We start from the raw sequence: 24,019 nt of genomic DNA on the forward strand, positions 1-24,019 counted from the left end.
AGGTTATGGAAAGTTATACCAATAGGTTTGACCGATGATCGACAAAAATCCGGGGTTTCCGGCTGTAACCGGTAAACAGGCGCTGATGCACATCGGCGGGCGAGTAGGTCTTCAGCGCAGGCGTAACCCGCAGCCGGGCCGTGAGCCGGTGCCGAATCTGCTCCACCAGCCAATCTGAGGGCTCGCGCAGGCCGAGGTTAACGGTTACTTCGTCCAGATCGAGCACGTTACTGTGTACTTCGATCTGGTAGTTTTCTACGGCGGGGAGCTCGTTCAGCACGTCGTAGATAGCCTGTGGGAACAACGTTGTTCCTTTTACTTTCAGCATCTGTTGTTTCCGGCCCGCAATAGGGCTGATGCGCGCCGTGGTGCGGCCACAGGCGCAGGGCTCGGTATGAAGCTGGCAGATATCGCCGGTTTTGAAACGTAGCAGCGGCATACCCTCTACCCCCAGCGTCGTAATAGTCAATTCGCCGTACTCGCCGGGACCGACGGGCTGGTTGTTGGCATCGAGCAGCTCGATGATCAGCAGTTCGGGATGATGATGCCCCCCCTGCCCGTGTGTACATTCTGTAAAAGCCGCGCCCATTTCGGTAGAGGCATAGGTCGAGTAGAGCCGAACCTGCGGCCACCGGTCCTGAATCCGCCGACCGAGTGCATTCAGGCCGAACCCGGCCGTTCGGAGGTTTTCACCTACGCATACGATCTTTCGGATGCTGCTGGCGGCATAGTCGATGCCGTTAGCTTCGGCATAGTCGAGCATGGTTACCACAAAACTTGGTACGGCAATTAGTGCCGTGGGCTGTATTTGCGCAATGGTATCCCACTGCATACCGGGCAGGCCGCTACCCGTCCGGATTACCCCCGCGCCCAGCTTGCGGATACCCATAAAATAGGCCATACCAGCCATAAACCGTTTGTCGAGGGTGGTTGTCAGCTGGTACACATCGCTGCGACTCCCATCGGCACAGGCCAACGACAACGCTTCGTTATAAGCCAGCCGCTTCAGATCCCGCTCGGTCAGGGCTACCGATACGGCACTACCCAGACTACCCGAGGTGTTCACGTAATCGACAATGCGCGAGCGGGGTACGCACAGAAAGTCGGCGTTGTGGAGTTGCAGGTCGGTCTTGGTCGTTACGGGCAGCTGCGTCAGATCGTTCAGCGTTCGTATAGCATCGATCGATAGGCCCTGCGTCCGAAACACGCGCTGGTAGTAAGGCGAATGGCGACGTACGTAACGCAGGAGCCGGACCAGCTGCTGCGCCTGCCACTGTCGGCTCTGATCGGGCGAGGCCGTTTCCAGATCCGGAAGAAATCGGTGCTTACTCATACAAAAGAGGGTTCTTCGTCAGCGATCACTACATCTATCAACGTTGGCCGGGCGTTCGTCACCAAAGCGGCTTCGATCCGGTCGGCGGCTGTGGTAGCGCCGTCGAGCTGGTTCATGGCTGATTGCCAGTGCAGGGCGCGCTCCCGGTAGGCAGGCTGCGTACAGACGGTCTGCATGGCTGCCAGAATCGTAGCGGTCGAAGCCCGCCGGTACGAGACCACCTCGCCCAGCCCGGCCCACTTGACCCGCGTAGCCGTACCGGGCTGATCGAGCGAGATCGGGATAGCCACCATCGGCACACCCGCCCGAATGCCGTCCAGCACCGTATTCAGACCCGCATGGGTAATCAGCAGATGAGACTGGCGGAGCAGGTCGCGCTGCGGAGCAAACTCCACCACCACCGGATTACCCGGCAGATCGGCAAATTCCGCCACATCGCCCCCCATACCGATCGGCATCACGGCCTGGCAACCCATCGCAGCACAGGCTTCGGCAATGGATCGCAGCAGCGCATATTTCCCGTTTACCAGCGTACCCATTGAGGCATAAACCAGCGGTCGGCCGTCGAGCCGCTCGTACGGAAACGCAATGGCCGTTTCGTGCGGGTGCGCAAACGGCCCGGCGTACAGAAACGAGTCGGGTAATGCCTGCCGGGGCAGGTCGAGGAACTGCGGCAGTTGCGCAATCTGGGCCAGGGGCGATACCGGATACAGGCACGTCATGGGGTCGTAGGGCGCCAGGCCCTGCTCCTGCCGGAACGTCTGGATACAGTCGATGACGGGGTTGAAGTCGCGCAGAATCCGCTTCATCATCATGCCGTACATCGACTCGCCATAGGCCGTAGGGTTGTATTCGAAGTCGACAAAGGTAGGCGGGATGGTTGGCTCCCAGTTGAAAGGCTCGGCCACGCAGATTGTCACGAAAGGCAGGCTCAGCGCTTCGGCAATGGACGCACCCAGCAGGTCGATCTGGTCGATAAGCAGACCGTCGAGCCCGGCCTGGGGCAGGCAGTCGAGCAGTTCAGGAGCCAGCGTGCGGGCGGTTTGTACGTTATGGTCGTTCCAGTGGAGCATGGCTTCCAGCCCGCTAAACCGGTTCATGGCCTGCTGAAACCGCTGCGACGACCCAACCGGAAAGGCGGCTTCGCCAATGGCCCGAAAGCCAACGCCTGCCCGTTCTACGCTTTTCTGCAGATCAGCGATGCCGAAGACCGTGAGCCGGTGATTTCGCTGCATAAGCGTGCGCGACAGGGCCAGAAACGGAAGCAGATGCCCCTGCGTGGGTGGAATAAGTATGCCGAAGTGTGCCATCGTCAGGAATACGATAAGGTGGAAAAAACAACCTGAAACTTGCCGGCCACGTGCTCGCCCGACTGAACGGTGGCCGCTACGCTGACCGTAGTTTCGTCGGTCCAGTCGGCGCGCAGGCTCACGATAATGTCAGGATCGGTGGGGGGCACGAGCCGTAAAAACTTCATTGAACCCGCCCGCAGCAGCCGTAGCGGCAGTTGCCAGCCCAGCATACCGATTTCTTTGACGAGCTGATAGAGACAAACGCCCGGCGTAATAGGCCTATCGGGGAAGTGACCGGCATAGATAGTGTGGTCGCGGTTGAAGCGGATGGTAGCCCGGAGCTGCTGCCGATCGCCGGTGCAGGTGCGGATGGTGTAGAACCCGGTCTGATGTAGAAAAGGCTGCATATTACGGCTGGCTGAGTTGCGCAACGATCAGGCTCTGGTGCAACTTCTCTTCCGGCATACCCGGCACGCCCTCTACCGTTACGTGGGTGTAGTTGTACTCGGCCAGCAGCTTCCGCCAGGCGCGGTTGGTCAGCACGGGCGCGTGCGGAATCCGCCACTCCGGATCGGTGAAGTTCCACCACTCGCGGGTAAAGCCAAACGTAACGGTATTGAAATCGAGCCGCTGGGTGAGATCGTTGACCACCACATGCCCGCCATCGCGCAGGAGTTGCGACGTGTGGGTAAGCGCCCCGGCCATGCTGGGCGTGGCATGAAGCACATTATTACAGATCACGATATCGACGCTGCCCGGCACGAACCCCTGCGCGTCGACCGGGCGGTTGATGTCGAGGGGTTTGTACTGCACGAACGGGTAGCGGGCGCCGAACTCCCGTTTGCCCACCCGCGTAAAACCGGCCGAAATATCGGTATACCAGTACGTCAGCGCATTGGGATTCAGACTTTCCAGCTCCTTGAAGATCAGGGCTGTAGTACCACCCGTTCCGGCGCCTACTTCGAGCAGGGTAACGGAGCCGTAGAGCGCCAGCTTCTCCTCAACCAGTTCGCGCACCCGGCTGGCCACGCGCCCGTTCAGGTACTGCTGAATGGTGCCTTTATAGATAGCGGCTACCAGCGTCAGGTCGCCGTTGGGAAACATTACGTCGAGGTAGGTTCGCCGACCCGCGAGCATGTCGGGCATGGCTTCAAAACATATCGCTTCGAGCCGTACCGTCGCTTCGATGAACGCCCAGGCTGCCGCCGACATGTACAGGGTTTCCTGCTGATGATCGCGGTAGTTTCGAAGCTGCTGCTGCGTATCGGCGGTGTCGACCAGGGCGGTGGCCACGTACCGATCGGCGGTGCGGGTCAGGTACTGGCTCCGTTCGAGTATGTCGAGCAGGGCATCCAGCAGCCGGCTATGCTCCGGTGCCAGCCCGATAGCAGCTTTCAGCGCGTCGGGGGTATAGCCGTCGGTGGCGGCCCTGAAAAGGCCCATACGCTGGAACACAGCCAGCGTCATACCCGCCGTATAGGCGTTGAGCAGCGTTTCGGCCTGATAAAATTCGGTTTCCGACAGCTGCATTACGTCATCGAACGTAGCCGCATCGGCAAGGTACGCGTTAGGGTAAGAAGCGATCATGGCGGTTCCTGGTTTGGTTGACTATGCGTTTATAAGATCTGAATCAGGCGGGTTCGAGCACGACGGTAAACTCGCAGCTGGCCAGCAGTCGCGCTTCGCTCCGGGTTTCGGCCCGGAGCGCGGTAAGGCTACCCAGGCGGGTAAGGGTATGAACGGTAGTGGTTACGACCTCGCCCGAGCGGGGCAGGCCGTGGATCGTAATATGCCGAAAACCAGCTACGTAGCCCATTTGTGGGGGCAGCTGATACTGCCGGGCCTGGTACCCCGCCTGCAGGGCCGATACCTGCGCCTGGTGCTCGAGCAGCCCTGGCTCCTGAAACAGACCGTCCTGTACCAGCACATGCCCCGCTTCGGGAATGGTAAAACTGGCTACGGCCTCGTCGTCGGTGCAGACATACAACGTATCGACCAGTACAAACGGGGGGCGGTGCGGAATGAACGTCATCACGGCCTCCGACCCGGCCACCAGCGGTTCGGTCATACCAGGATCAGCAGTCGGCAGCGGTGAGCAGTACGATTCCATAGTTAGCGTCCTGGTAATGATTGACAATCAGAATAGTTTTGGGGGGTGTCGAGTGCGGCCACGTTCCGGTTTCTTCAGGATAGGTACCGTTCAGGAACCGTACGGCCAGCCCGGTTGCAAAAGCCGTAGCCGTATGCGACTCGCCACACCAGGTTTTGAACGGCAGGCTCGGCACCGACGCCGGGAGCTGCCCAATCCAGGCGGCCAGTTTCCGGTCCCAGACCGGCTGACCACACAGGCCGCTCAGCACCAGATCGAGATCGGCCACGGCCAGCCCGTGGTCGGCCAGCAGGGCGTTTACGGCCTGAGCCAGTGCCGTTTCGTCGGCAACGCTATGAACCAGCCGCAGATCCCGGACCACGGCCAGCGAGTCGGGTGTGGCGGCCGGACTGACCACAAAGAAGGTAGCTCCTTCGCCCGGAACGATACCGTCGGCAAAGTCGGCGTCGGGCTGCTGAAGATACCCCGCCCGGCGGAGCGATTCGAGGTATACCGGCGCTACCTCATCGACGCCCCCGACCAGCACACGGCCCAGTTCGGGGTCTTCGTCCAGCAGCAGGGCCGCATCGAGCAACGCACTCTCAAAGGCCGTACCCCGGTGGGTATAGGTCATGTTATAGCCTTTGCACTGGAGTGACAGCGCAATCTGGCCCGAAATCGAGCTGTGCAGCGATTGTAGAAATAAGGTAGGCGACAGGCCCGACTCCTGCTGCTCAACAATGGCGCGCTGAAACCGCTCCGAACAGTCGAGACCGCCCACGCCCGTTCCGACCGTAACAGCCCCGAGCCCGTCTGTAACGCTGGCCTGGCGCAGCGCCTGCATGGCACTGTATACGCCCATCCGGCAGGCCTTGGACCACCGGCGCGACTCGCCCGGCGAGATAAACTGCTGATAGGCGGGTTCAACGGCCCTGAACAGGGCCGCCGTTGGGGTTGGCGTCCATTGAGCAGGCACCCCTGCCACACTTTCGATGTAAACGGGTTTCATGGTGACAGACAGTTAGTTGGCCGAGAAAATAAGCGATGAACAGAACCCTCCCATACCAGCCGCGTTGCTCATGACGTGCCGATGATGGCGGTCGGCCGATACGGTTCGGATAGGCGACAGACCGTGCTCCGGAATAGGCTCCTCGAAAAAAAGATTGGGGGGTAGCAGGCCCTCGCGCAGACTCAGTAGGGCAATAACGGCTTCTATAGCCCCCGCTGCGGCCAGGGTATGCCCCGTAAAGCTTTTGGTAGAACTGAACGAAACCGCATCGCCGAAAACCCGCCGGATGGCCATGCCTTCCGTAATATCGTTGTTGCCGGTAGCGGTGCCGTGAGTGTTGAGGTAATCGATATCCGAGGGCTGTAGGCCAGCCTGGCTCATAGCCTGCCTCATGGCGCCCTGTAGTCCTTCACCCTCGGGCGAGCTGGCCGACGGATGGTAGGCATCGTTGGTCACGCCGAAGCCACTCAGCCGCGCCAGCGGTGTTTTGCCCGCCCGACGAACACAGGCTTCCGACTCCAGCACCAGATACGCGGCTCCTTCGCCCAGGTTGATGCCCTGCCGACGCTGATCGAACGGGCGGCAGGGTTGCGAATCGAGCAGCATCAGCGAGTTGAACCCATTGATGGTCAGTCGGCTGAGCGAATCCGTGCCGCCTACGATTACCCGATCAACCAGTCCGCTCCGAATCCAGCGGCTTCCGACCACAATGGCGTTGGCCGATGAGGAGCAGGCCGTATTGATCGACGTAACGAGATCTGTGAAGCCAAAATAGCGGGCCAGGTAATCGGTACTTTCGGCTCCGTCGTTAGTATCGACAAACGAACCCGGATAGGTACCGGCCAGCACCTCGGCATGTACTTTTTCCGACTCGACAATGCCGCCTACGGTCGATGCCGAGATAAAGCCGGTCCGGATGCCATCGGTCGGGACGATACCCGCCTGATTAATGGCCTGCCGGGCGGCCAGCAGACCGAGCAGGGTGGTGCGGGTGGCCAGCGGCTGGGCCGGCACACCGGCCAGCGTACGCAGGGCGTTGTCGTCATGGGGTACTTCGCCCGCCACCACGTTGTTTTTCAGCCGGGTGTCGACCCAGCGGATTGGCCCCAGGCCGCTCCGCTGGGCCAGAATGCTGTTTATTGTTTCGGTCGTATCCATGCCGATTGCCGACACGATACCCATACCCGTTACATACATGTTCATGGGAGGGGGTTGCTAAAAAAGGGTGGTATCCATCCGAAACGAGCCGTCCTTGTGCTGCACGCGGTGCAGAAAACCAGTGCCGGTGTCAGGCGTAGCTACGTACGTTCGGTAGGCTGAGTCGAGGGCCAGGGGCGTCAGCACCCAGCGGGTTCCGGTATCCAGTACGGAGGCCATTGCGCCCCGGAGCCAGATATGCGGATAAGCGGCCATACCGCGTCCGTCGGCTTTGGCAACGGCTTCTTTCTGCGCCCACAGGTCGGTAAACGACGTGGGGTCCTGGCAAAGGCGGGTCCATTCGTGCGGCTGAAACAGCGTCTGGTACGCTGGCTTGAGCCGGGTCGGGTGGGCCTGCCCCTGCGTGTCGACCCCTACCCGACCGTTCTGGTGCAGGGCGCAGACAACGCAGTTACCCGAATGAGACAGGTTGAAATCGTAGGCTGAGTGGTTCAGTAGCGGGCGCCCCCAGTAGTCGGTGGTGAGCGCCTGCCAGACCGGTTGAGGCCAGTGGGCGGTAGCCAGTTGCAGCAGCCGGTAGCCCCAGAAACTGGCCAGGGCCGCCCGGGCTGTTCGATGCCGGTGTACTTTCTGCTGTAACCACGCCGGAAACGTACGCAATGAAGGCTCGTGAGCCGCCAGTGTGTCCGTTTCCTCCAGGCGGGTCCAGTAAACATGAAGCATGACTCAGCGCTCAGGCAACAGCCTCTTCGGTCACGGCAGCAACGGCGGCCGGTGCATGCTCGACCAGGAATTCGGCCAGGGCGCGTACCGACTCAAAGGCCCCTTTCATCTCGTCGGGCGTCACTTTTAGCTGGTAGTGCTGCTCAACGAGCGATACCAGTTCCAGCGCATCGATCGAGTCCAGGCCCAGGCCCGACCCGAACAGGGGTGCATCGGCTTCGATCGACTCGGGCGTTACGCCGTCGAGGTTCAGCTGATCAATGATTTGTGTCTTGAGGGTTTCGATTAGCGTTTCCATGTTGCTAGTTATAAAAGGATTAACGGATGAATTATGTGCGTTGCTTATTGAATGAGTTAAAGCTACGGGCCAAAACGGGCGGCTGCCACTTTATTATACAAGCCCCGGTTTGCCCGATACGAATCGGCTGATGCGCCCTTTAGGCAAGGGTCGCTTCCTGACTAAACCACGGTTGCCAGGCGCTATATGCAGCCGGATTCTGGTAGAGAATCTGGAGCGACACGTCAGAAAATGGCATACCGGCTGTGTCATTCGGCTGCGCGTTGACCTGACACAGAAATACCTCGTACTGGTCGGCGTTGACTTCTATCCAGCCCGTCAGACACTGGCGGCAGTCGCCACTGGTCAGCAGGCTGTTTACCATCAGCGCAGCATGGTGGGGTTGCCAGGCTGGGGTCAGAAAGACGCCGTTCTCGCCCATCAGCTGATGCCGGATACAGAGTTCACCCACCACGATATTGGGCAGGGTGTACACGAAAATGGCGGGACTGACGGGGCGGTTGTCGTGCAGAATCTGCTGATGGCTCCAGTCGGCGAGCAGGCTACCGGTTCGGCTGTAGAGCACCACGCCCCGCTGGTCGGGCCTTACCCCTTCGGGAGCCGGTTGGGTCATCAGTTCGGCCGCCAGCCAGCCGAGCTTACTGAGCGGGTCCATCTTGAAAAATTTCGGATACGCCAGTGACAGCGTCCGGTAGGCCCGTTCGGCAAACAAAGCAGGGCCGGGTTGGGCCAGATCGGTTTCGTGGTAAAGCTGGCCATTTACCCAGATCATGCCGTTGCGGATGGTACAGGTAGCCGTAATGGTCGCATTCATGACGTTAGTTGGTTTTTTCGTACCAGACAGCGGCATTACAGCCACCAAACCCGGACGATGTTTTCAGGCAGGTTTGTAGCGGGCGGGTTTCGGGGCGCTCCACCACGCGCAGCGGATAGGTCGTGCCGGGCGTAGCGTACTGATGCGAGGCCAGCAGCTGATTTCGGCGCAGCGACTCGATGGCCAGTACCGACTCCAGCACGCCGGCGGCTCCGAGCGTATGCCCAAGCTGCCCTTTCAGGCTGTAAACGGGGCAGTCGAGCAGGTTAGCGCGGTTCAGCGCCTGGGCTTCCATTTCGTCGTTGTAGACTGTAGCGGTGCCGTGCAGGCTGATAAAGTCAGGCGTTCGACCAGCCCGTACCCGTTCAATGGCCCGGAACAGGCCTTCGCCCGTACGCGACGGGGCCGAAATATGGTGGGCATCGTTGGTGACGACACCGCCCCTCAACTCGACCCCGACCGATAGCCGGTCGTCGGCGCTGAGCACCAATACAGCAGCGGCTTCGCCCAGATTGATACCGCGCCGGGCCGCATCGAACGGACGGCAGGGTTCGGCACTTACGGCGTTGAAGCCCTGAAAGCCCGCCCGTGTGAAATCCGAAACTACATCGGCCCCAATCACGATTACATGCCGAAAAAGTCCCTGCCCGATCAGCCGGCGCGCCACTACGATACCGTGCAGGCTGGAGATGCAGGCGTTGGAGAGCACCATCGGTTCGTTGCAGAGCCCCCAGGCCGACGCCCAGCTTTGGGCCAGTCGGGCCATGTACTCCTGCTGCCCCGGCGGCTCGGCAGCAACGGCCTCGGCCAGGGCCGGAATATTGCCCTTCGCCGAACAGACAATCAGGAGCGTATCGGCCTGCTGCCAGCTCAGTGTCGTGTCGTGCAGGGCCGCGTGGAGGGCTACAAGCCCCATCTGTTCCAGTTTGGTGGCGGGCGTGCCGCGAGTCAGAAGCCGATCTGAACAGGCCCGTGCCAGCAGCGGCCCGTCGACTTCGGCCGTACAGACGGGCCCAGCCGATGAAGCCGGCTGCCGGACCCGCAGCCCCGTTTGTCCGGCTATCAGGGCCTCGAACGTGGTGGGGGTATCGAAGCCCAGGGGACTGGCTACCCCGCTGGCAACAACATAGGTACGGTTCATGATGATGCGGGAGTCCAGCGTTGTTTCCAGGCCATCAGAAACGGCGGTGGAGCGTATTGAAGCGCGCGATACTCTTTATCGAGCAGGACCTGAACGGTGCGTCCTTTGCAGACGAGCTCGCGGGTGTCGGCCCGGAGCAGGCGATAGGTGAAGATCAGCTTGGGGGCCGACGTCTCAACGAAGGTTGTCTCGACCAGGATCTGATCACCATACCGCAGGGATTTCCGATAGTCGAGCGACACCTCGATGATGGGGCCCAGATACCCTTCGGCTTCGAGCCGGTGGTAATCGAGGCCATAGTGTCGGCCGAAGGCTTCGCGCCCTTCTTCGAAGTAACCTACGTAATGCCCGTGCCAGACGATCTGGTACGAGTCTACTTCATGGAAGCGAACGGTAAGTGGGTGTAGCAGTTGCAGTGCGTGTTTCATGGCCGGTAGAGCCAGCAGGCCCGGGTTAGGTGTAGAGACCGCCGTTGATCGAAATTACCTGACCGGTCAGGTACGAACACTCGCGCGAGGACAGGAAAGCCGTCAGGGCGGCCACTTCTTCGGGTTCGCCAAACCGACGCATCGGAATCTGCATCTTGTGGTGATCTTCGCTGATATCGGCAATCATTTCGGTCCGGATGAAGCCCGGCGCAATGGCGTTGACAGCAATATTCTTGATAGCCACCTCCTGCGCCAGCGCCTTGGTAGCGCCAATAACGGCCGCTTTGGAAGCGGAATAGTGGGTTTGTCCCGGTGCCCCTTTGATACCCGACAGCGACACCACGTTGACGATACGGCCGTAGCGCTTGCGAATCATGCGCGGCAGCACCTGCCGGGTCACGTAAAAAAAGCCGCCCACGTTGGTGTCGATCACTTTATCCCACTCGGCCCGTTCGATCAGGGCCATGAGCCGGTCGCGCCGTAGGCCGGCATTGTTGACCAGCACTTCGAGAGCCGCGTCGGGATGCGCCGACAGCCAGCCCGAGATGGCCTCGGTCACTTCGTTTTCTTTCGATACATCGAACTGGAGCAATTCGGCCTGCCCTCCTGCTTCGTACACGGCTTCGAGTACAGACTCGGCGGCCTCTTTGTTGGTGCAGTAATTGATCAGCACCGCGTAACCACGCTCGGCCAGGCTCAGGCATACGGCACGGCCAATGCCGCGCGAACCACCCGTCACGAGGGCGTATTTGGTAGGAGTTTCCATAAGTATACGGTTAAAAAAAGCGGTTGGCAAACGGGCTTAGGCAACGTGTTTGTCGAACTCAGCCTCTTCGTAGGGGGCGGGCTGGTTGAACGGCACGGCCTCGAACCGCAGCTGGCGGGTGCGTACGTGCTGCACCACGAGATTCAGTTTTTCGTGCATGATATCGTCGGCCGAGAAGGTCGGAACGAGGGCCCGCAGTTCGGTATAGACGGCACGGAGCGGAGGGGTGAGCTGGTCCGCCAGCTGGAGGTAGTCAACGGCCTGTACGAGGGTGAGCAGGTGTACGGCCATGACGTGGTAGGTATTCTCGATCACCTTGGCCGTCAGCAGGGCTGCGTTGGTACCCATACTCACAATATCCTGATTGTCGTTGTTGTTCGGAATGCTGTGGGCATACATCGGGAACGACAGCGTCTGGCTCTCGGCCGTAGTCGAGGTAGCTACAAACTGTGCGCCCTGCATACCGAGGTTCAGCCCCAGCGTACCCAGATTCACGAACGGGGGCAGAATCTGGTTGAGTTTGTCGTTTAGCAGGAAGTTGAGCTGGCGTTCGGTCAGCATCGACAGGCGGGTGGTTGCAATCTTGAGCTTGTCCATAGCCAGCGAGACATAATCACCGTGGAAGTTGCCGCCGTGAAAAACGTTCTGCCGCTGGGCGTCGATGATGGGGTTGTCGTTGACCGAGTTGAACTCGTTCATCACGACCTTGAGGGTTTCGCTGATGGTATCGTAAACGGGCCCGAGAATCTGCGGAACGCAGCGGATGGAGTAGTACTCCTGCACCTTATCGGTCAGCACCGTTTCGGTTACCTTGTGGTCGTAGAGGTGTTCGTCGCGTTTGCGGGTCAGGCGACTGACGCGGAGCAGTTGCCGCATCTTGGCGGCTACGTACCGCTGGCCGTAGTGTTGTTTTACGGCGTTGAGTTCTTCGGAATAGTGGTCGTCGTAGGAACGGACCAGCTCCACCACGAATGACGACGCCACGATACTCCAGTTGAGCAGGTTCTGGGCGTGCAGCACGTTAACCAGTCCGATGCCGGTCATACACGAGGTCCCGTTGATCAGCGCCAGGCCTTCGCGCAGGTGGATGGTCAGCGGCTGTAGCCCGTGCTGCGCCATAACCAGCTCGGTAGGTTTCCATTCGCCGTCGTGCTTTACGCGGCCTTCACCGATCAGGCAAAGGGCCAGGTGAGCCAGCTGTACCAGATCGCCACTGGCGCCTACGCTGCCGTGTTCGTAAACGGCAGGCGAAATATCATTGTTGATAAAGGCCAGCAGCAGCTCTACCGTTTCGGGATGAACGCCCGAGTAGCCTTTCAGCAGGCTGCTGAGCCGGGCCAGCATCAGGGCTTTGGTGTAGATCGGGTCGAGCGGTTTGCCCAGGCCCGACGCGTGGCTGCGGATCAGGTTGTACTGCAACTGCAACTGATCTTCGTCGCTGATGCGGTACTGAGCCATGGGCCCAAACCCGGTATTAATACCGTAAATGAGTTTATCCTGCGTGAAGCTTGTCAGGAATCGATAACTGTCGCGCACCCGCTGCAGGGCCTGGTCGTCGAGTGCGACGGTATCATGTTGGAAGAGAATACGGCGAAGTTGCGCCAGCGTGGTGTGTCCTGATCCGAGTACGGTTGCCATGGGAAGTAGTATAACGAGTGAAACCTGCCTACCTATTCGTAGGATGCTTCAAAGGTGTTGTCCCAGAGCGGCTAAACGAAAAAAATTATACAGGAGTCAGCATGGCCTATACCAAGCCGGTGTTTGGCGCAACCAGCCGATGGGCTGCCGGGTCAGACCAGCAGCTGGCACGCAGGCGAATTGGCCGGAAAGCGGAACAAACCGGTCTCCGGGTCGGCTACCAGCTCGTGGGGCATGAACAGGCAGTAGCGCAGTTCGGAGTCGCGCAGTCCCGCAACGCGGTCGGGCGAAGCCAGCCACAGCTCCCGGAAATCGGCCCGGCTCACGACCGCATCGATCCGGTCGGTCAGCACCGACCCGAACGACCGCCGGTGCTGCAGGCAGTTTTTGATCTCGCCCGCCTGGCTGATGCATACCCGCCGGTTGTAGTACGGGTTGAACTGCTGGGCCTCGGTAAAGTAGCCGACGTTGACAATATGCCGCCGTCTGGTTGCACTGGCCCGGTAACTGGCCGACCGGATGTCGTCCTGAATGAACTGAATATGGGCTGGATGGGTGCGGCTCTTGCCGGCGTAAGGCGCGTTGTAAACGAGCATGAACTCGATCTTGGGACAGGCTTCGTAGAGCCGATGAACCCACTGCGGAGGTTGCCCCAGCGCGGTCTGGTAATCGATCAGCAACGAGACCGACCGGAAGCCCCGGCCCTGGTTGGCCTCCATGAGGGCTTCCAGCTGACGGGCCGTTCCGCGACCCGTTTGCAGCCGGTATTCGACATGGCGACACTGGAGTCCGTCGAGCTGGTCAAGCACCGCTACGGGGTCATATTGGTCAAAATCGAGATCGAGTACCGCCGTCTGGATGTGGTGGGGCGTATCCCACTGGAGCGAGAGGGGCGGAAAAAGCGTCGGCTCGTCGGTATAAAAACCCAGGTCGTTGCGGAGCAGGAAGTTGAGGTAAGCGTCGAACAGCTCGGGGCGCGTAGGGGCAAACTGTTGCCTGACCGTCTCGACGGGTGCCGTTCGCATGGCCTCGATCAGATCGGTCAGCACCAGCGGAATACACAGGATATGCCCGGCCTGGAGGTTGTAGAGGGCGGCCCGTTCTTTACCCCGAACGGGTATGTTATGAGCGTAGAGAAGAAAGTAGTTCGGGTTCATGCGTCCGGTTGTTTACGACAGGTGACAGATCAGCGGCAGTAACGGCGTCTATATATCCGGCGCGTCGTCGGGAAGGGGCGCCAGCGGGGGCGGCAGAAAATCGGGATACACCCAGTCCGACACCGGTTTGTACAGACCCTGGGTGATGAAATCGCGTGAGTAGTGGGCCGTACTGGTACTAAAGCGCTGCCCGATAAAATGTTCGCCAAAGGTGCTGGTTTCCAGCCGCGTCATGTAGCGGTAGTTGATGGGCAGGCGGTCGAGCAGTTCGGGCTCGAAGAGGGTAGATACGTCAAGAACATGCATGGGCCGTTTGGTTTTGGAGCCAGGTTGCAATGACCCGATCCAGTTTGTAGTTGGTCTTCTCCGACTCGGCCATGTACTGCCCCACCGGATTGACTTCCAGAAAAACATACGCGCCTGTATCGCTGCGGATAAAGTCGAGACTGCCCGTGTTGAGCCCCGATGCCCGCATAAACGCATCCACAGCCCAGTTTACCGAATCGGGCAACCGGTAGGGTACGTAATGCGTACTGCTGGCGGTGCTGTCGAGCTTGCGGTCCACGTTTTTGTCGGCGGTGCTGTTCAGGATAGCGGTTGTGTAGCAGTTACCATCGAGGTAAAACACGCGCAACTCGTAACGAGCCGGTACACGCTCCTGAAACAGCGACGGAAAGAACCGCTCGGGCAGCTCGTTCAGCGACCCGGCCGTAATGAGGTTGGTAAACACGACGTACGTATCGCCCTCGTGGAGGTAATAGCTACGGCCGTCGGAGAGGGGCTTACTGATCAGACCGGTTGGCGTATCGGCCAGGAAATGAGCCACATCGGCGCGGGCGGTCAGCACTTTGGAGCGCGGCACCGCCAGCCCGTGAGCGCGGGCCTGCTGCAACATGGTCAGCTTGCTGACGCCGATCCGATCGAAGGGCGTGAGCCAGGTCTTGTCCCGGAAAATAGCCGACAGACAGTGCAGCAGCTCGCGGATCTCCAGCTCCAGCTCAGACCGGAGCTGCGGGTGGCTACCGCCTTCTATCTGACGACTGACCCGATGCAGGTCAATGATGAACCGCCGGTGCCAGATCACCTCCACATCGTTCCTGACGCTGCGCCCATTGATGAACACATCCTGGTTGTCGACATCGACGGTGTAGCTGACCCGCTGATCGACCAGATCCTGCAAGGTTACTTTCACGAACGGAATCCGGTTGTAGAGCAGCCAGTTCAGGACGGGGTCTGTGCCGGGTTCAAATTTTTGCTGACTTAGGACCAGGATCATGAGTCGGAAGGGTTAGGCAGCCCGCAATACGGACCGCTGGAGCAGATCGTTGAACAACGCAGGCGACAACTGCGACTGAATGGCAACTCCTTTCGGACTCAGCTGCCCAAGTACCTGCGCCAGCGTAGCCGAGATGGGGAAGTAGCCCCGGGTTTGCCGGTCGAACAGGAACGGTGTGGTCTGCACCTGGATGAGGTCATAACGCTCTCGGTTGAAGAGGTAGTGGGTAGCCTCGACCGGCGCCGGTATGGGAGCGCCCCCGCGTTGCAGTTCCGACGCCATGTATTTGCCAATCAGGTTCCAGAACTCCCACTGCTCGGGGGTTTTGCGCAGGTGGCGCTCAAACAGGGCGTAGCAGCGTTGCAGCACCGACTGGGCGTAGACATCGCGACTCAGCTGCCGGTCGGGGTAAATCGGCGCGTCGACCACCATCCGGATGTCGTCGGGTCCCTGGCGGTAGGTGATGAGCGGAATAATGGGCGTATTGGTCAGGTACGACAGCAGCGGCACTCCTTTCTTGCAGAAGAACGTATCGTTCAGTAGCGGCACCGGCACGAAGCTGCGCGGGTCGATCTCTTTCACCACGCCCAGGTTACCGTCCACAAAGGCCATGACGCTGCGACCGGCTTCGAGGTTACTCATCATCTCGACCATTACGCTGGTAGACCCCGAGTGCATAATGTCGAGTCCTTCGGTCGTGTCCTGGTGAATCATGGAGTTGCTGATGCCCTCAATGGTCAGCACCGAGGCCGTAAAACCCAGTCGGTTAAGCTGGTAGCCGATCAGCGGAAACGGACCAAAGTGAAAGGTGCAGAACACAAACGGGCCGGGCTGTTGCAGAAAACCGAGGTCGCCACTCACCGTAAACCGATCCAGCAGCAGGCTGATATCGGTCTTGAAGTCGAGGTAAAGATTAACGCGCTGGTTGTGCAGCAGATTCTTGTAGAACGTCAGCTCGTCCTGCTCGTGTTCGGGCAGAAACCGGCGTTTGTTGGCTACGAAGGCAAAGAAGTCTTTCAGCTGGGCGGGTGTCTTCGTGACCTGGCTGAACTCCTGGTCGATACCCTGCCGGATGCCGTTCCAGTAGTTGAGATAATCTGCCGACGATGTGATGGAGGTAGTCGTAGGAGTCATGGCGTTGTCGAAGAAAAAGGAGTGGTGGATTGATCAGGCCGTCCGGTACCCGCGAATGGTGATCAGCATCATGCGTGCAGCCAGCCCAATGACCAGCCCGTAGAGCAGCGTAAGTCGGACAATGGTCCAGACGGTTTCGTAATAGGCCCCGCCGGTCAGCGTTGGCACCTGCTCAATCAGGCTCAGGATGCGGTCGTAGCGGTCCAGGGTCAGCCGGTAAAGGCCCAGCGGCAGCAGCAGCAGCAGCAGCCAGTAGATGCTGGTATAGATGACCAGGGTCCGGCGCTGGGTAGGCGAGGTAACGCCCTGGGGCCAGAGGTTGCCCTTGCGCTGCACGAACTGGTAGGCTCGCCGGGGTAGCTCGTAGGCACTCCTGGACAGGTTGGGCACGTCGAACAGGTCGCTGACGATCCAGTAGCCGTCGTTCCGCAGGTATGGGTTCAGCGAGTAGAGCGCAATAAAGGTATTGGTCAGGAAGAACGAGTGAACCACGTGCTGCACCGTGGCGTGGTCGGTAGACAGGCTTATGCCGATCAGCCCGGCATTAATGAGCAGTTGTACGTAAATACCGCTGAGGTTGACCAGCACCCGGCGCGTTCGCTTTAGAATCCAGATGCGGGTCACGTCGGTGTAGAGAACCGGAAAGATCAGGTAAAAGCCAAAGCCTACTTCTTTAGGCCGGATGCCGTAGCGAAGGGCGGCAGCCGCGTGACCAATCTCGTGCAGGAAGCTGATCAGCCCCAGAAACACGTAGCTCGCCAGCACCAGCACAAACCCGTCGGTCCAGCCGACCTTGTCCTGAAACAGCCCGTTCTGCAGCAGATCGATGCCGTAACGGACGGTCAGGTAGCCGCAGCCCAGAAACAGGGCCAGAAACACGTAGCGCGTAAACAGAAGCCGAAGGGGCGACGCCAGCCGGGCCAGCTGGGTTTCGCTGAGCAGCCGGATGCGGCTCTGAATGTATTTCTGCCCCGGATTGGCCGCGGTCGGAGCAGTAATCTGCGCCAGGGTGTCGGTCAGTGCTTTTTCGATGGCTTCCTGCGACAGACCACTGGCGCCAAACGCGGCCAGTTGCTCCCGAACAGAAGCGGGCGAATGCCCTTGCTGGCTCAGTTTAAGGATGTAGAACAACGGGCGACCCACATGGAACGATCGCTCGGGAGTTTGTACGACGAATTTATCGCCGGTTTCCGCCAGAATAACCGAGCGGAGAATGTCTTGGGGAGATGAGTTCATAGCAGGGCCGGGATAACAAGGATAGCCAACGCATTCAGGAAGCAACTAACTCAACAGGCGGGGTACGGACCCGGTGGCCCATACCCCGCTGTTTACCGGGTAGCTTATTCAGCCGACAGTTCAACGCCAGCGTCGAGTACGCAGCTGGTGTAAGCGGCTTCGGCAGCCAGCTCAACCGTTTCCAGCCGCTCTTCAAGCGCAACAACGTACAGACCTTCGGTTAACGACTGCTCGGGAGTTTGATTCGTATTCATGGATTGGTTTGAGATAAACAGGTGAGAATGAAAGAGAAGATGAACAAGGGTGATTGCAAGGATAGAGATAGCCCGGGGGGGCAGACCAGTGGCCTATTCAGATACCAGCGACGCTTCGGCACCTATGTCCAGTACGCAGCTGGTATAGGCGGCTTCGGCAGCCAGTTCAACGGTTTCCAGCCGCTCTTCCAGGGCGACAACATACAGACCTTCGGTCAGCGATTCTTCGGAGATAGGATACGTGTTCATGGATTGGTTTGAGATAAACGGGTGAGAAATGAAGGAGAAGACAACAAGAGAAATTGCAAGGATAGAGATGGCCCCGGCGGAGCGGCAGGTTCAACGCTCTGCCCGTTTGGGCGATGGTAATAATCGACGAGATCGCGCTGCGAACAGGACGCCCCGCGGGGCTCGATGGATTGGTACGCGCCGTCTGATTTATTGACCTATCGCCCTACAGAACTTTCGGGCTGGGCCTCACGGTCGACAGACCATGCCTGCCCGGTCTCCTATGCCTGGCCGGTCGGTGATCAGGCCTATTCAGCAACAGCCGACACTTCAACGCCAGCGTCGAGTACGCAGCTGGTGTAAGCGGCTTCGGCAGCCAGCTCAACCGTTTCCAGCCGCTCTTCAAGCGCAACAACGTACAGACCTTCGGTTAACGACTGCTCGGGAGTTTGATTCGTATTCATGGATTGGTTTGAGATAAACAGGTGAGAATGAAAGAGAAGATGAACAAGGGTGATTGCAAGGATAGAGATAGCCCGGGGGCAGGCCAGTGGCCTATTCAGATACCAGCGACGCTTCGGCGCCAAAGTCGATCACACAGCTGGTGTAAGCAGCCTCGGCAGCCAGTTCAACGGTTTCCAGCCGCTCTTCCAGGGCGACAACATACAGACCTTCGGTCAGCGATTCTTCGGAGATAGGATACGTGTTCATGGATTGGTTTGAGATAAACGGGTGAGAAATGAAGGAGAAGACAACAAGAGAAATTGCAAGGATGGAGATAGCCCCTGGGGGCAGGCCAGTGGCCTATTCAGATACCAGCGACGCTTCAGCGCCAAAGTCGATCACGCAGCTGGTGTAGGCAGCCTCAGCAGCCAGTTCAACGGTTTCCAGCCGCTCTTCCAGGGCGACAACATACAGACCTTCGCTTAGCGACTCTTCGGGGGTTTGGTTCGTAATCATGGTTGGTTTTTGATAAAAGGGTGATACAGACAAAATGCGTACTCGGGAGAATGCAGGAGAATTGGCGGGTCCCACCCGGCGCGGAGTTCATACCGGCGCTCAGCAGGGTAACCGGCGTGTTTAGTCGGCCGAACGGCCGGAGCCAGCGTCGGACAAGTAACTGATGTACAGGGCCTCAGCCATAGTCTGAATCGATTCGAGTCGTTGGTTGAGGTCGATCATGAACAGGCCATCGGCCAGGTCCTGCTCTTTGCCCGGATGACCGGCGAATGCGTTTTTGGGGTTCATGGTTGATACGTAGTAAAGTCGTGTTGGAAAATGATTCAGGGATCGGCAGCCGACCTTAGTTAGCCGCCAGTTCTTTCTCGAATTTGGCCAGCAGCTGGGCCGCATCGGCTTTGCCCCAGCGGGGCGTCAGCGGGTCGGCCACAGGCAGGTCGTAGAGTTGGTTCGCTCGCTTCAGGAGCTTGTGACCCAGCTTCTTGTCGCCCCCAAACTGCTCGGGGGTGAACAGACTCGACTGTGCCAGCATCAGGGTAGCCCGTGGGTTTTCGGGGTCTTTAGCCAGGGCCTGCTTCAGGTACTGATTGCCCAGCTGCATGTATTTGGGCCCGCGCTCCATAAAGTCGACGTTGATCCGGGTGAAGGCCAGCATCGAGCGGATGCAGAGCACTTCGGCGGGGGTGGCATGGAGCGAGTCGGCGGTGTTCAGGATGGCCTCGGCCCGATCGGCGGCTGCGTCGATCCGGGCGGGGTCGCGCTCCAGTTTGGCCAGCTCGGCCGCACAGTAGGCCATGTAGTAGACGGGTGCCCACTCGCTGGTCTCGACCCGGTGAATACGCTCAAAGGAGTTGAACAGGGCCACGTAGGTCGACTTCCGAACGGCGGTATCGATCACCGCAATATGGCGGGTCATAGCCTGCTGATACCGGGTGAGTTGCGCCCAGGCAGGCGAGGTCAGCAGCGTAACCAGTACGCAGAGAACTAGTTTCTGACGGTTCATGGCAGCCGATAGTTACGAACGTTAGTTGACATTGATCAGCCTGACCACCAGAGCTACCGGCGCATCGCCCACGGCAAATTTGGCTTTCTGGAACGAGGGTGGACCAAACGAAACCGACGGGTTGTTTGAGAAACCAAACGGTTCTTTCGGCATGCCGAACATGCCTGTATTGGCTACCCCATCGCCGTTGACATCCTGGTAAAGCCGCACCGCATACTCACCTTTCGGAATACCGCTGAACGTCAGCACCGTATTGCCATCGGGCGTGGCTTTGGCCGTTACTTCCTTAAAGGTCTGGGTCAGAAAATCGTCGGCTTTGTTACAGAGGGCGGCATGAATGGTACCCGATTTTGTTGGTGGCGTCTTCACCGTCACCGAGATTGTTTGCTGCGCATAAACGCTGCCGGTGACGAGTAGAAACGCGAGAGCAGGGAAGGTGAATTGCTTTTTCATGGCAAAAACAAGTTGATAGTCTATGATTACAGTTAGAGTTGCGCGTTGATGGTGTCCTGCCGCCGGTCTATACCGAAATTGAGGAACATACCCAGGAAGACGAACGGGTTGGCTACGGGCCGGATGGCTTCGCGCCGGCTGGTATCCAGGGTGCCGTATCGGTAGCCGTAGATCTGCCCGTTGCCGAGCACGTTGCTGACCGTCAGCACGACCACGCTGTAGGCCTGTTTGATTTTGATCTTCGGCAGGTACGCCACGCTCAGACCCAGATTATGGTAGACTGGCGTACGATCCTGCATGAACCGGTCGTCCGGGCGGGTTGGGTTGTAATACGGTCGGCCACTTGCCACACTGTAGGTAAGCCCGACGTTGGTAGTGATCTTCGAGAAGAAGCGCTTGGCAACCACGGAGGCCGTATGTCGGGCGGCAAAGCCAGGCTGCACCCGCATTGGGTAGGCCATGAACTGCCGTTCGGTATCGAGAAACGAGTAGGATATCCAGTAATCAATGTCTTTGAGCGTTTTCTTGTCGCGCCAGAAGAGTTCGAATCCGCGGGCGTAGCCGGTTCCGGTAGCGGTAGTGTCGGGCCGGGTCCGGATCAGGCCGGTATATGACTTGTGGTACAACTCGACCCGGAAGCTCCGGAATGCATCCATCCGCTGGTAACTCAGAATCGTGTGACGGGCCCGGGCCATGTCGAGATCGTGTTGCTGAAATAGGAACTCCCGGTCGGGCTGCTGGTAAAAAGTGCCGTACGAGAACGATAGCAACCCGTTGTTGGCAAAGGTGTACCCCAGCGATAGTCGGGGTGCCAGCGCCTGGCGGTTGGTTAGCGTCGACTGCTCGTAGCGCCCCCCTACCCGAACCGATACCTGTTCGTTTACGTACCAGTCCATTTCCGCGAACGCTGACCTATATACGTCTACATACGATTGTACCCGTCCGCTATCCTGCGTCTGCTCCCGGGTGTAGAACCACTCGGAGCCGATATGGAGCGTGGAATAGTTCAGCACACTCTTTGACAGCACCGCCCTGGCCTGGCCGATCTGGGTATGCTGCTGACCGGTGTATACAGATCGTGGCTGGTTATCCTGGGTGACCTGCACGGTAGTTTCATCAGCGTTCTGGTTCCAGGCCGAACCCGCCTGGAGTTTCCAGCCGCGCCCAATAGACTGTCGGTAACTCAGATTACCATACAGGTTTCGGTTATCGACCCGGACGCGGTTCAGGGTGTTCACGTAGTCGAGGTTGTTCTGGTAAATACCCGTTTTGCTGGCGCCCCAGTTAACAAATGCTTTGAGCATACCCTGCCGGGGTAATTTCTGTCGGTAGTACAGGTTTCCATCTACCGATTCGGGAGCGGGGCTCAGTTGTAGCGACTGGTTCGGCATCCAGTTGAGCACCCAGTTTAAGTTCGTGTAGTTCAGCCCACCACCGACAACGGCCGTTTTGCTGGGCAGAATCTGTTGGATCGTGGCGCCCCCCATCAGTGGAGACAGCGTCAGTTCGGCATTACTCTGCACCGGTATGTCCTGAGTTTCGAGCAGCAGCACCGATGAGAGCGCCTGCCCATACTGAGCCGAATAGCCGCCGGTACTGAAAACGGTGCCTTTAAACAGCTGGGTTGGGTAGCGGCTTCGGGTAGCCACGCCCGACACCCCACTCTGGTTATAACTTCGGATCAGCAGACCGTCCATAAAAGTTCGGGTTTCGCTGCCGGTACCACCCCGTACGAACAGATCCGCGCTTTCGCCGATCTGCTGGGCACCAGGCATACTTTTCAGCGTGGTGGCAATGCTGCCGTCGGTGGCCGTTGTGAGCACATCGAGCGGCTTCAGGTTGCTGGCCAGGTTACGGTCGGCGTTGGCAAATACCCGGGGCCGCACCATGATCTCGGCCAGGGTCATCAGCTTCTCGTTCAGCTCGAGCCGGAGCCTGACCGGCAGGGTATCGGCCAGCACGAGGGGCTGCTGCCGATGTACGAAGCCAGGCGCTTCGATCCGGAGGGTGTAGGTCCCCAGCTCGGCCGCTACAAAACTGAATTTCCCTTTCTTGTCGGTAGTACCACCGTCGTAGGTTCCTTCTATGGTCACGTTGGCAGCTGCCACCGGCGAGATTCCGTTGTAGGTAACTTCCCCGCTGATCCGGACCTGGGCCTGGGTAGCCGTAAGGGGCCCCGACACGGTCAGGACGACCCATAGCCAGGACCACGGCACATAGACGTGCCTGAGTTGCTGCGTGTTCATACAGAAACATTTAGAAGATGACCGTTCAGGGCAACATTTTTTTCTAAGCCAGGGTCCTGGTAGCTGACCAGGTAACTAACTGGCTACGCATAGGGGCCTTCAAGATCGAATAGAAGGCTTTGAAGAGGCAGGTCCCCTTCATCGACGGCCCGTAACGCTCCGTATATTCCCAACAACCCGTCTAGTAAGGAGTGGTCGGGCTGGGGGGCCGCTTCCAGCGCTGGTATCGATACAGTAAGCTGCTGTTGCCAGTAATCGGCTTCCCGTTTCAGTTCCGGCTCATCGGTTAGCTGGTACAGCTGCCAGTAGAGCAGAAGCAGACCAGCCTGGCCGTTCCGGATACCCGACTCGCTGACCGTCAGGTTACCGGCCATTCGTCGAAAGACCGTGTACATCGCAATTCGGGTGGCCCAGGTGGCCAGAGCAGGTTGATGTAACCATCGGCTGGCCCGGGCCAGAAACAATGCCTGCCCCACATCACCGTATGCCCAGCCGTTTTGGGTAGCCGTTTCCCAGATCATATCGGGTCGGGAGATCACCCTCGGAAACATGGTGTGCTGATCCTGGTCCGCGTCGACCGGCAACTGCCAGCCCTGTAACGAACGAATATACTGCTCAATGAGCGCCCGAATATCGCTACCGTATATACCTATACGTTCTCCATCGATCCGGTCCAGTATGGCCCCCAGGCTGGCCAGTGCACCGGTTAGCCCATCGGCGAGCGAAAGCTTAACCTGCGGAGTTCTCAGTTCCTGCTGCAGCCGGGGCAGCAGAAGGTCCAGGAGCACATCGGCATAGGCGTGGGCCAGATCGGTAGCGGGTCGGGCCAGAAAATGCCTGACCAGCGGAGCAATACCGTCAGCAACCGAGAACGAACCGGCTTCTATAGCCTTGCAGCCCACTCGGCAGAGATACCGGTCGAAGGCGGCCCGTTCGGGACCTGGAGGCTGATGTCGAAGCGTTTCTTCGCCGAGTAAGAGTGCCAGCCGGGCGTCGGGATGTTGGCCCAGGTCCTCTTCTACCACCTGCCGTCGCAGCATCGGCCACCTCGTCTCGTTTCCTTGCCAGACCTGAAACAGGGCCGACTCAATGGGCGTGGTCTGGGGAGTGGTTCGGGCGTATGACGCTGTCCAGTTGGCAGGCATTCGGCAAAAGATAAGGCATTCGGTTAAACAGAGGAGGCCTGGTAAATTCCGGCTTTACTAGCCGATGATGGTACCGCCGGTTGGCCAGGAGGCCTGGTACATACCACCGGGGCGGTTATTGCTCAGGTTGGCAACGGTACGTTTCGAGAACTGAAGCGGGCTGGTAGCGTTGATCGATGCGTTCATGAGTGATACGAGTTTGCGAGTGATGTTGTAAACTTGATGAGTCAAAGGTGGC

General features: G+C 59.1%; 30 protein-coding genes. All 30 read right to left on the reverse strand.

The window, feature by feature from the left end; translation table 11 throughout:
- Positions 1 to 13: 13 nt before the first annotated feature.
- A complete protein-coding gene (locus B1C80_RS03000) occupies positions 14 to 1,333 on the reverse strand; it encodes a phenylacetate--CoA ligase family protein (RefSeq protein WP_077919547.1) in 1,320 nt (439 codons plus the stop codon).
- On the reverse strand, positions 1,330 to 2,643 hold the full coding sequence (locus B1C80_RS03005) for a glycosyltransferase (protein WP_077919548.1): 1,314 nt from the start codon (positions 2,641 to 2,643) through the stop codon (positions 1,330 to 1,332). Before B1C80_RS03005 ends, B1C80_RS03000 begins: the two co-directional genes overlap by 4 nt.
- Before the next feature lie 2 nt (positions 2,644 to 2,645).
- Positions 2,646 to 3,032 carry a hypothetical protein gene (locus B1C80_RS03010; RefSeq protein WP_077919549.1) on the reverse strand — a complete coding sequence of 129 codons (387 nt, stop codon included), beginning with the start codon at positions 3,030 to 3,032 and terminating at the stop codon, positions 2,646 to 2,648.
- 1 nt (position 3,033) lies between these two features.
- The gene (locus B1C80_RS03015; RefSeq protein WP_077919550.1) at positions 3,034 to 4,212 is read right to left on the reverse strand and encodes a class I SAM-dependent methyltransferase; all 1,179 of its coding nucleotides are present in this window, start codon (positions 4,210 to 4,212) and stop codon (positions 3,034 to 3,036) included.
- A gap of 43 nt (positions 4,213 to 4,255) precedes the next feature.
- On the reverse strand, positions 4,256 to 4,735 hold the full coding sequence (locus B1C80_RS03020) for a hypothetical protein (RefSeq protein WP_077919551.1): 480 nt from the start codon (positions 4,733 to 4,735) through the stop codon (positions 4,256 to 4,258).
- Positions 4,701 to 5,723 (reverse strand): beta-ketoacyl synthase N-terminal-like domain-containing protein, encoded by a 1,023-nt coding sequence (locus B1C80_RS03025; protein WP_077919552.1) that lies wholly within the window; start codon positions 5,721 to 5,723, stop codon positions 4,701 to 4,703. The genes B1C80_RS03020 and B1C80_RS03025 overlap by 35 nt, the downstream gene beginning before the upstream one ends.
- A gap of 12 nt (positions 5,724 to 5,735) precedes the next feature.
- Positions 5,736 to 6,926, reverse strand: a complete 1,191-nt coding sequence (locus B1C80_RS03030; protein ID WP_077919553.1) for a beta-ketoacyl-[acyl-carrier-protein] synthase family protein — start codon at positions 6,924 to 6,926, stop codon at positions 5,736 to 5,738.
- A gap of 12 nt (positions 6,927 to 6,938) precedes the next feature.
- Complete coding sequence (locus tag B1C80_RS03035; RefSeq protein ID WP_077919554.1) at positions 6,939 to 7,604, reverse strand: 4'-phosphopantetheinyl transferase superfamily protein; 666 nt, start codon at positions 7,602 to 7,604, stop codon at positions 6,939 to 6,941.
- A gap of 10 nt (positions 7,605 to 7,614) precedes the next feature.
- Positions 7,615 to 7,902 carry a phosphopantetheine-binding protein gene (locus tag B1C80_RS03040; RefSeq protein ID WP_077919555.1) on the reverse strand — a complete coding sequence of 96 codons (288 nt, stop codon included), beginning with the start codon at positions 7,900 to 7,902 and terminating at the stop codon, positions 7,615 to 7,617.
- 139 nt (positions 7,903 to 8,041) lie between these two features.
- Positions 8,042 to 8,716 carry a hypothetical protein gene (locus tag B1C80_RS03045; protein WP_077919556.1) on the reverse strand — a complete coding sequence of 225 codons (675 nt, stop codon included), beginning with the start codon at positions 8,714 to 8,716 and terminating at the stop codon, positions 8,042 to 8,044.
- Positions 8,717 to 8,720: 4 nt separating this feature from the next.
- The gene (locus B1C80_RS03050) at positions 8,721 to 9,857 is read right to left on the reverse strand and encodes a beta-ketoacyl synthase N-terminal-like domain-containing protein (RefSeq protein ID WP_077919557.1); all 1,137 of its coding nucleotides are present in this window, start codon (positions 9,855 to 9,857) and stop codon (positions 8,721 to 8,723) included.
- A complete protein-coding gene (locus tag B1C80_RS03055; RefSeq protein ID WP_077919558.1) occupies positions 9,854 to 10,285 on the reverse strand; it encodes a thioesterase family protein in 432 nt (143 codons plus the stop codon). Before B1C80_RS03055 ends, B1C80_RS03050 begins: the two co-directional genes overlap by 4 nt.
- Before the next feature lie 25 nt (positions 10,286 to 10,310).
- Entirely contained in the window at positions 10,311 to 11,051 is a 741-nt protein-coding gene (gene fabG, locus B1C80_RS03060) for a 3-oxoacyl-ACP reductase FabG (protein WP_077919559.1), read from the reverse strand.
- 36 nt (positions 11,052 to 11,087) lie between these two features.
- Positions 11,088 to 12,689 carry a histidine ammonia-lyase gene (gene hutH / locus B1C80_RS03065; RefSeq protein ID WP_077919560.1) on the reverse strand — a complete coding sequence of 534 codons (1,602 nt, stop codon included), beginning with the start codon at positions 12,687 to 12,689 and terminating at the stop codon, positions 11,088 to 11,090.
- 152 nt (positions 12,690 to 12,841) lie between these two features.
- Positions 12,842 to 13,846 (reverse strand): hypothetical protein, encoded by a 1,005-nt coding sequence (locus tag B1C80_RS03070; RefSeq protein ID WP_077919561.1) that lies wholly within the window; start codon positions 13,844 to 13,846, stop codon positions 12,842 to 12,844.
- Positions 13,847 to 13,894: 48 nt separating this feature from the next.
- The gene (locus tag B1C80_RS03075) at positions 13,895 to 14,152 is read right to left on the reverse strand and encodes a hypothetical protein (RefSeq protein ID WP_077919562.1); all 258 of its coding nucleotides are present in this window, start codon (positions 14,150 to 14,152) and stop codon (positions 13,895 to 13,897) included.
- Positions 14,139 to 15,122, reverse strand: coding sequence for a hypothetical protein (locus tag B1C80_RS03080; RefSeq protein ID WP_077919563.1), 984 nt, complete (start codon positions 15,120 to 15,122; stop codon positions 14,139 to 14,141). The genes B1C80_RS03075 and B1C80_RS03080 overlap by 14 nt, the downstream gene beginning before the upstream one ends.
- A 12-nt stretch (positions 15,123 to 15,134) precedes the next feature.
- Positions 15,135 to 16,256, reverse strand: a complete 1,122-nt coding sequence (locus B1C80_RS03085; protein WP_077919564.1) for a hypothetical protein — start codon at positions 16,254 to 16,256, stop codon at positions 15,135 to 15,137.
- Between the two features lie 33 nt (positions 16,257 to 16,289).
- Entirely contained in the window at positions 16,290 to 17,492 is a 1,203-nt protein-coding gene (locus tag B1C80_RS03090; protein WP_077919565.1) for a hypothetical protein, read from the reverse strand.
- A 104-nt stretch (positions 17,493 to 17,596) separates the two neighbouring features.
- On the reverse strand, positions 17,597 to 17,746 hold the full coding sequence (locus tag B1C80_RS28295; RefSeq protein WP_161492697.1) for a hypothetical protein: 150 nt from the start codon (positions 17,744 to 17,746) through the stop codon (positions 17,597 to 17,599).
- A gap of 93 nt (positions 17,747 to 17,839) precedes the next feature.
- Positions 17,840 to 17,995, reverse strand: a complete 156-nt coding sequence (locus B1C80_RS28300) for a hypothetical protein (RefSeq protein WP_161492698.1) — start codon at positions 17,993 to 17,995, stop codon at positions 17,840 to 17,842.
- A 287-nt stretch (positions 17,996 to 18,282) separates the two neighbouring features.
- Entirely contained in the window at positions 18,283 to 18,438 is a 156-nt protein-coding gene (locus B1C80_RS28305) for a hypothetical protein (RefSeq protein ID WP_161492699.1), read from the reverse strand.
- A 91-nt stretch (positions 18,439 to 18,529) separates the two neighbouring features.
- Positions 18,530 to 18,685: a hypothetical protein gene (locus B1C80_RS28310; RefSeq protein ID WP_161492700.1), complete on the reverse strand. Its 156-nt coding sequence runs from the start codon at positions 18,683 to 18,685 to the stop codon at positions 18,530 to 18,532.
- Between the two features lie 93 nt (positions 18,686 to 18,778).
- Positions 18,779 to 18,934 carry a hypothetical protein gene (locus B1C80_RS28315; protein WP_161492701.1) on the reverse strand — a complete coding sequence of 52 codons (156 nt, stop codon included), beginning with the start codon at positions 18,932 to 18,934 and terminating at the stop codon, positions 18,779 to 18,781.
- A gap of 120 nt (positions 18,935 to 19,054) precedes the next feature.
- Complete coding sequence (locus B1C80_RS28320; protein ID WP_161492702.1) at positions 19,055 to 19,222, reverse strand: hypothetical protein; 168 nt, start codon at positions 19,220 to 19,222, stop codon at positions 19,055 to 19,057.
- Between the two features lie 55 nt (positions 19,223 to 19,277).
- A complete protein-coding gene (locus tag B1C80_RS03095) occupies positions 19,278 to 19,937 on the reverse strand; it encodes a hypothetical protein (RefSeq protein WP_077919566.1) in 660 nt (219 codons plus the stop codon).
- Positions 19,938 to 19,958: 21 nt separating this feature from the next.
- Complete coding sequence (locus tag B1C80_RS03100; RefSeq protein ID WP_077919567.1) at positions 19,959 to 20,390, reverse strand: DUF2141 domain-containing protein; 432 nt, start codon at positions 20,388 to 20,390, stop codon at positions 19,959 to 19,961.
- Positions 20,391 to 20,422: 32 nt separating this feature from the next.
- Positions 20,423 to 22,636, reverse strand: coding sequence for a carboxypeptidase-like regulatory domain-containing protein (locus tag B1C80_RS03105; protein ID WP_077919568.1), 2,214 nt, complete (start codon positions 22,634 to 22,636; stop codon positions 20,423 to 20,425).
- 83 nt (positions 22,637 to 22,719) lie between these two features.
- Positions 22,720 to 23,781, reverse strand: a complete 1,062-nt coding sequence (locus B1C80_RS03110) for a lanthionine synthetase LanC family protein (protein WP_077919569.1) — start codon at positions 23,779 to 23,781, stop codon at positions 22,720 to 22,722.
- Between the two features lie 57 nt (positions 23,782 to 23,838).
- Positions 23,839 to 23,967, reverse strand: a complete 129-nt coding sequence (locus B1C80_RS28850) for a hypothetical protein (protein ID WP_255376552.1) — start codon at positions 23,965 to 23,967, stop codon at positions 23,839 to 23,841.
- Between the last annotated feature and the right edge of the window lie 52 nt (positions 23,968 to 24,019).

The sequence above is a fragment of the Spirosoma sp. 209 genome, assembly GCF_002006735.1.
In the GTDB taxonomy this organism is placed as follows: Bacteria; Bacteroidota; Bacteroidia; order Cytophagales; family Spirosomataceae; genus Spirosoma; species Spirosoma sordidisoli.

Excerpts from the sequence above, each read along its gene's own strand:
- B1C80_RS03030 (WP_077919553.1), bottom strand. The coding sequence starts at position 6,926 with ATGAACATGTATGTAACGGGTATGGGTATCGTGTCGGCAATCGGCATG.
- B1C80_RS28315 (WP_161492701.1), bottom strand. The coding sequence starts at position 18,934 with ATGATTACGAACCAAACCCCCGAAGAGTCGCTAAGCGAAGGTCTGTAT.
- B1C80_RS03055 (WP_077919558.1), bottom strand. The coding sequence starts at position 10,285 with ATGAAACACGCACTGCAACTGCTACACCCACTTACCGTTCGCTTCCAT.
- B1C80_RS28305 (WP_161492699.1), bottom strand. The coding sequence starts at position 18,438 with ATGAATACGAATCAAACTCCCGAGCAGTCGTTAACCGAAGGTCTGTAC.
- B1C80_RS03095 (WP_077919566.1), bottom strand. The coding sequence starts at position 19,937 with ATGAACCGTCAGAAACTAGTTCTCTGCGTACTGGTTACGCTGCTGACC.
- B1C80_RS03005 (WP_077919548.1), bottom strand. The coding sequence starts at position 2,643 with ATGGCACACTTCGGCATACTTATTCCACCCACGCAGGGGCATCTGCTT.
- B1C80_RS03000 (WP_077919547.1), bottom strand. The coding sequence starts at position 1,333 with ATGAGTAAGCACCGATTTCTTCCGGATCTGGAAACGGCCTCGCCCGAT.
- B1C80_RS28310 (WP_161492700.1), bottom strand. The coding sequence starts at position 18,685 with ATGAACACGTATCCTATCTCCGAAGAATCGCTGACCGAAGGTCTGTAT.
- B1C80_RS28300 (WP_161492698.1), bottom strand. The coding sequence starts at position 17,995 with ATGAACACGTATCCTATCTCCGAAGAATCGCTGACCGAAGGTCTGTAT.
- B1C80_RS03100 (WP_077919567.1), bottom strand. The coding sequence starts at position 20,390 with ATGAAAAAGCAATTCACCTTCCCTGCTCTCGCGTTTCTACTCGTCACC.
- B1C80_RS03105 (WP_077919568.1), bottom strand. The coding sequence starts at position 22,636 with ATGAACACGCAGCAACTCAGGCACGTCTATGTGCCGTGGTCCTGGCTA.
- B1C80_RS03090 (WP_077919565.1), bottom strand. The coding sequence starts at position 17,492 with ATGAACTCATCTCCCCAAGACATTCTCCGCTCGGTTATTCTGGCGGAA.
- B1C80_RS03085 (WP_077919564.1), bottom strand. The coding sequence starts at position 16,256 with ATGACTCCTACGACTACCTCCATCACATCGTCGGCAGATTATCTCAAC.
- B1C80_RS28320 (WP_161492702.1), bottom strand. The coding sequence starts at position 19,222 with ATGAACCCCAAAAACGCATTCGCCGGTCATCCGGGCAAAGAGCAGGAC.
- hutH (WP_077919560.1), bottom strand. The coding sequence starts at position 12,689 with ATGGCAACCGTACTCGGATCAGGACACACCACGCTGGCGCAACTTCGC.
- B1C80_RS03040 (WP_077919555.1), bottom strand. The coding sequence starts at position 7,902 with ATGGAAACGCTAATCGAAACCCTCAAGACACAAATCATTGATCAGCTG.
- B1C80_RS03070 (WP_077919561.1), bottom strand. The coding sequence starts at position 13,846 with ATGAACCCGAACTACTTTCTTCTCTACGCTCATAACATACCCGTTCGG.
- B1C80_RS03035 (WP_077919554.1), bottom strand. The coding sequence starts at position 7,604 with ATGCTTCATGTTTACTGGACCCGCCTGGAGGAAACGGACACACTGGCG.
- fabG (WP_077919559.1), bottom strand. The coding sequence starts at position 11,051 with ATGGAAACTCCTACCAAATACGCCCTCGTGACGGGTGGTTCGCGCGGC.
- B1C80_RS03075 (WP_077919562.1), bottom strand. The coding sequence starts at position 14,152 with ATGCATGTTCTTGACGTATCTACCCTCTTCGAGCCCGAACTGCTCGAC.
- B1C80_RS03015 (WP_077919550.1), bottom strand. The coding sequence starts at position 4,212 with ATGATCGCTTCTTACCCTAACGCGTACCTTGCCGATGCGGCTACGTTC.
- B1C80_RS03020 (WP_077919551.1), bottom strand. The coding sequence starts at position 4,735 with ATGGAATCGTACTGCTCACCGCTGCCGACTGCTGATCCTGGTATGACC.
- B1C80_RS28295 (WP_161492697.1), bottom strand. The coding sequence starts at position 17,746 with ATGAATACGAATCAAACTCCCGAGCAGTCGTTAACCGAAGGTCTGTAC.
- B1C80_RS03080 (WP_077919563.1), bottom strand. The coding sequence starts at position 15,122 with ATGATCCTGGTCCTAAGTCAGCAAAAATTTGAACCCGGCACAGACCCC.
- B1C80_RS28850 (WP_255376552.1), bottom strand. The coding sequence starts at position 23,967 with ATGAACGCATCGATCAACGCTACCAGCCCGCTTCAGTTCTCGAAACGT.
- B1C80_RS03045 (WP_077919556.1), bottom strand. The coding sequence starts at position 8,716 with ATGAATGCGACCATTACGGCTACCTGTACCATCCGCAACGGCATGATC.
- B1C80_RS03110 (WP_077919569.1), bottom strand. The coding sequence starts at position 23,781 with ATGCCTGCCAACTGGACAGCGTCATACGCCCGAACCACTCCCCAGACC.
- B1C80_RS03025 (WP_077919552.1), bottom strand. The coding sequence starts at position 5,723 with ATGAAACCCGTTTACATCGAAAGTGTGGCAGGGGTGCCTGCTCAATGG.
- B1C80_RS03050 (WP_077919557.1), bottom strand. The coding sequence starts at position 9,857 with ATGAACCGTACCTATGTTGTTGCCAGCGGGGTAGCCAGTCCCCTGGGC.
- B1C80_RS03010 (WP_077919549.1), bottom strand. The coding sequence starts at position 3,032 with ATGCAGCCTTTTCTACATCAGACCGGGTTCTACACCATCCGCACCTGC.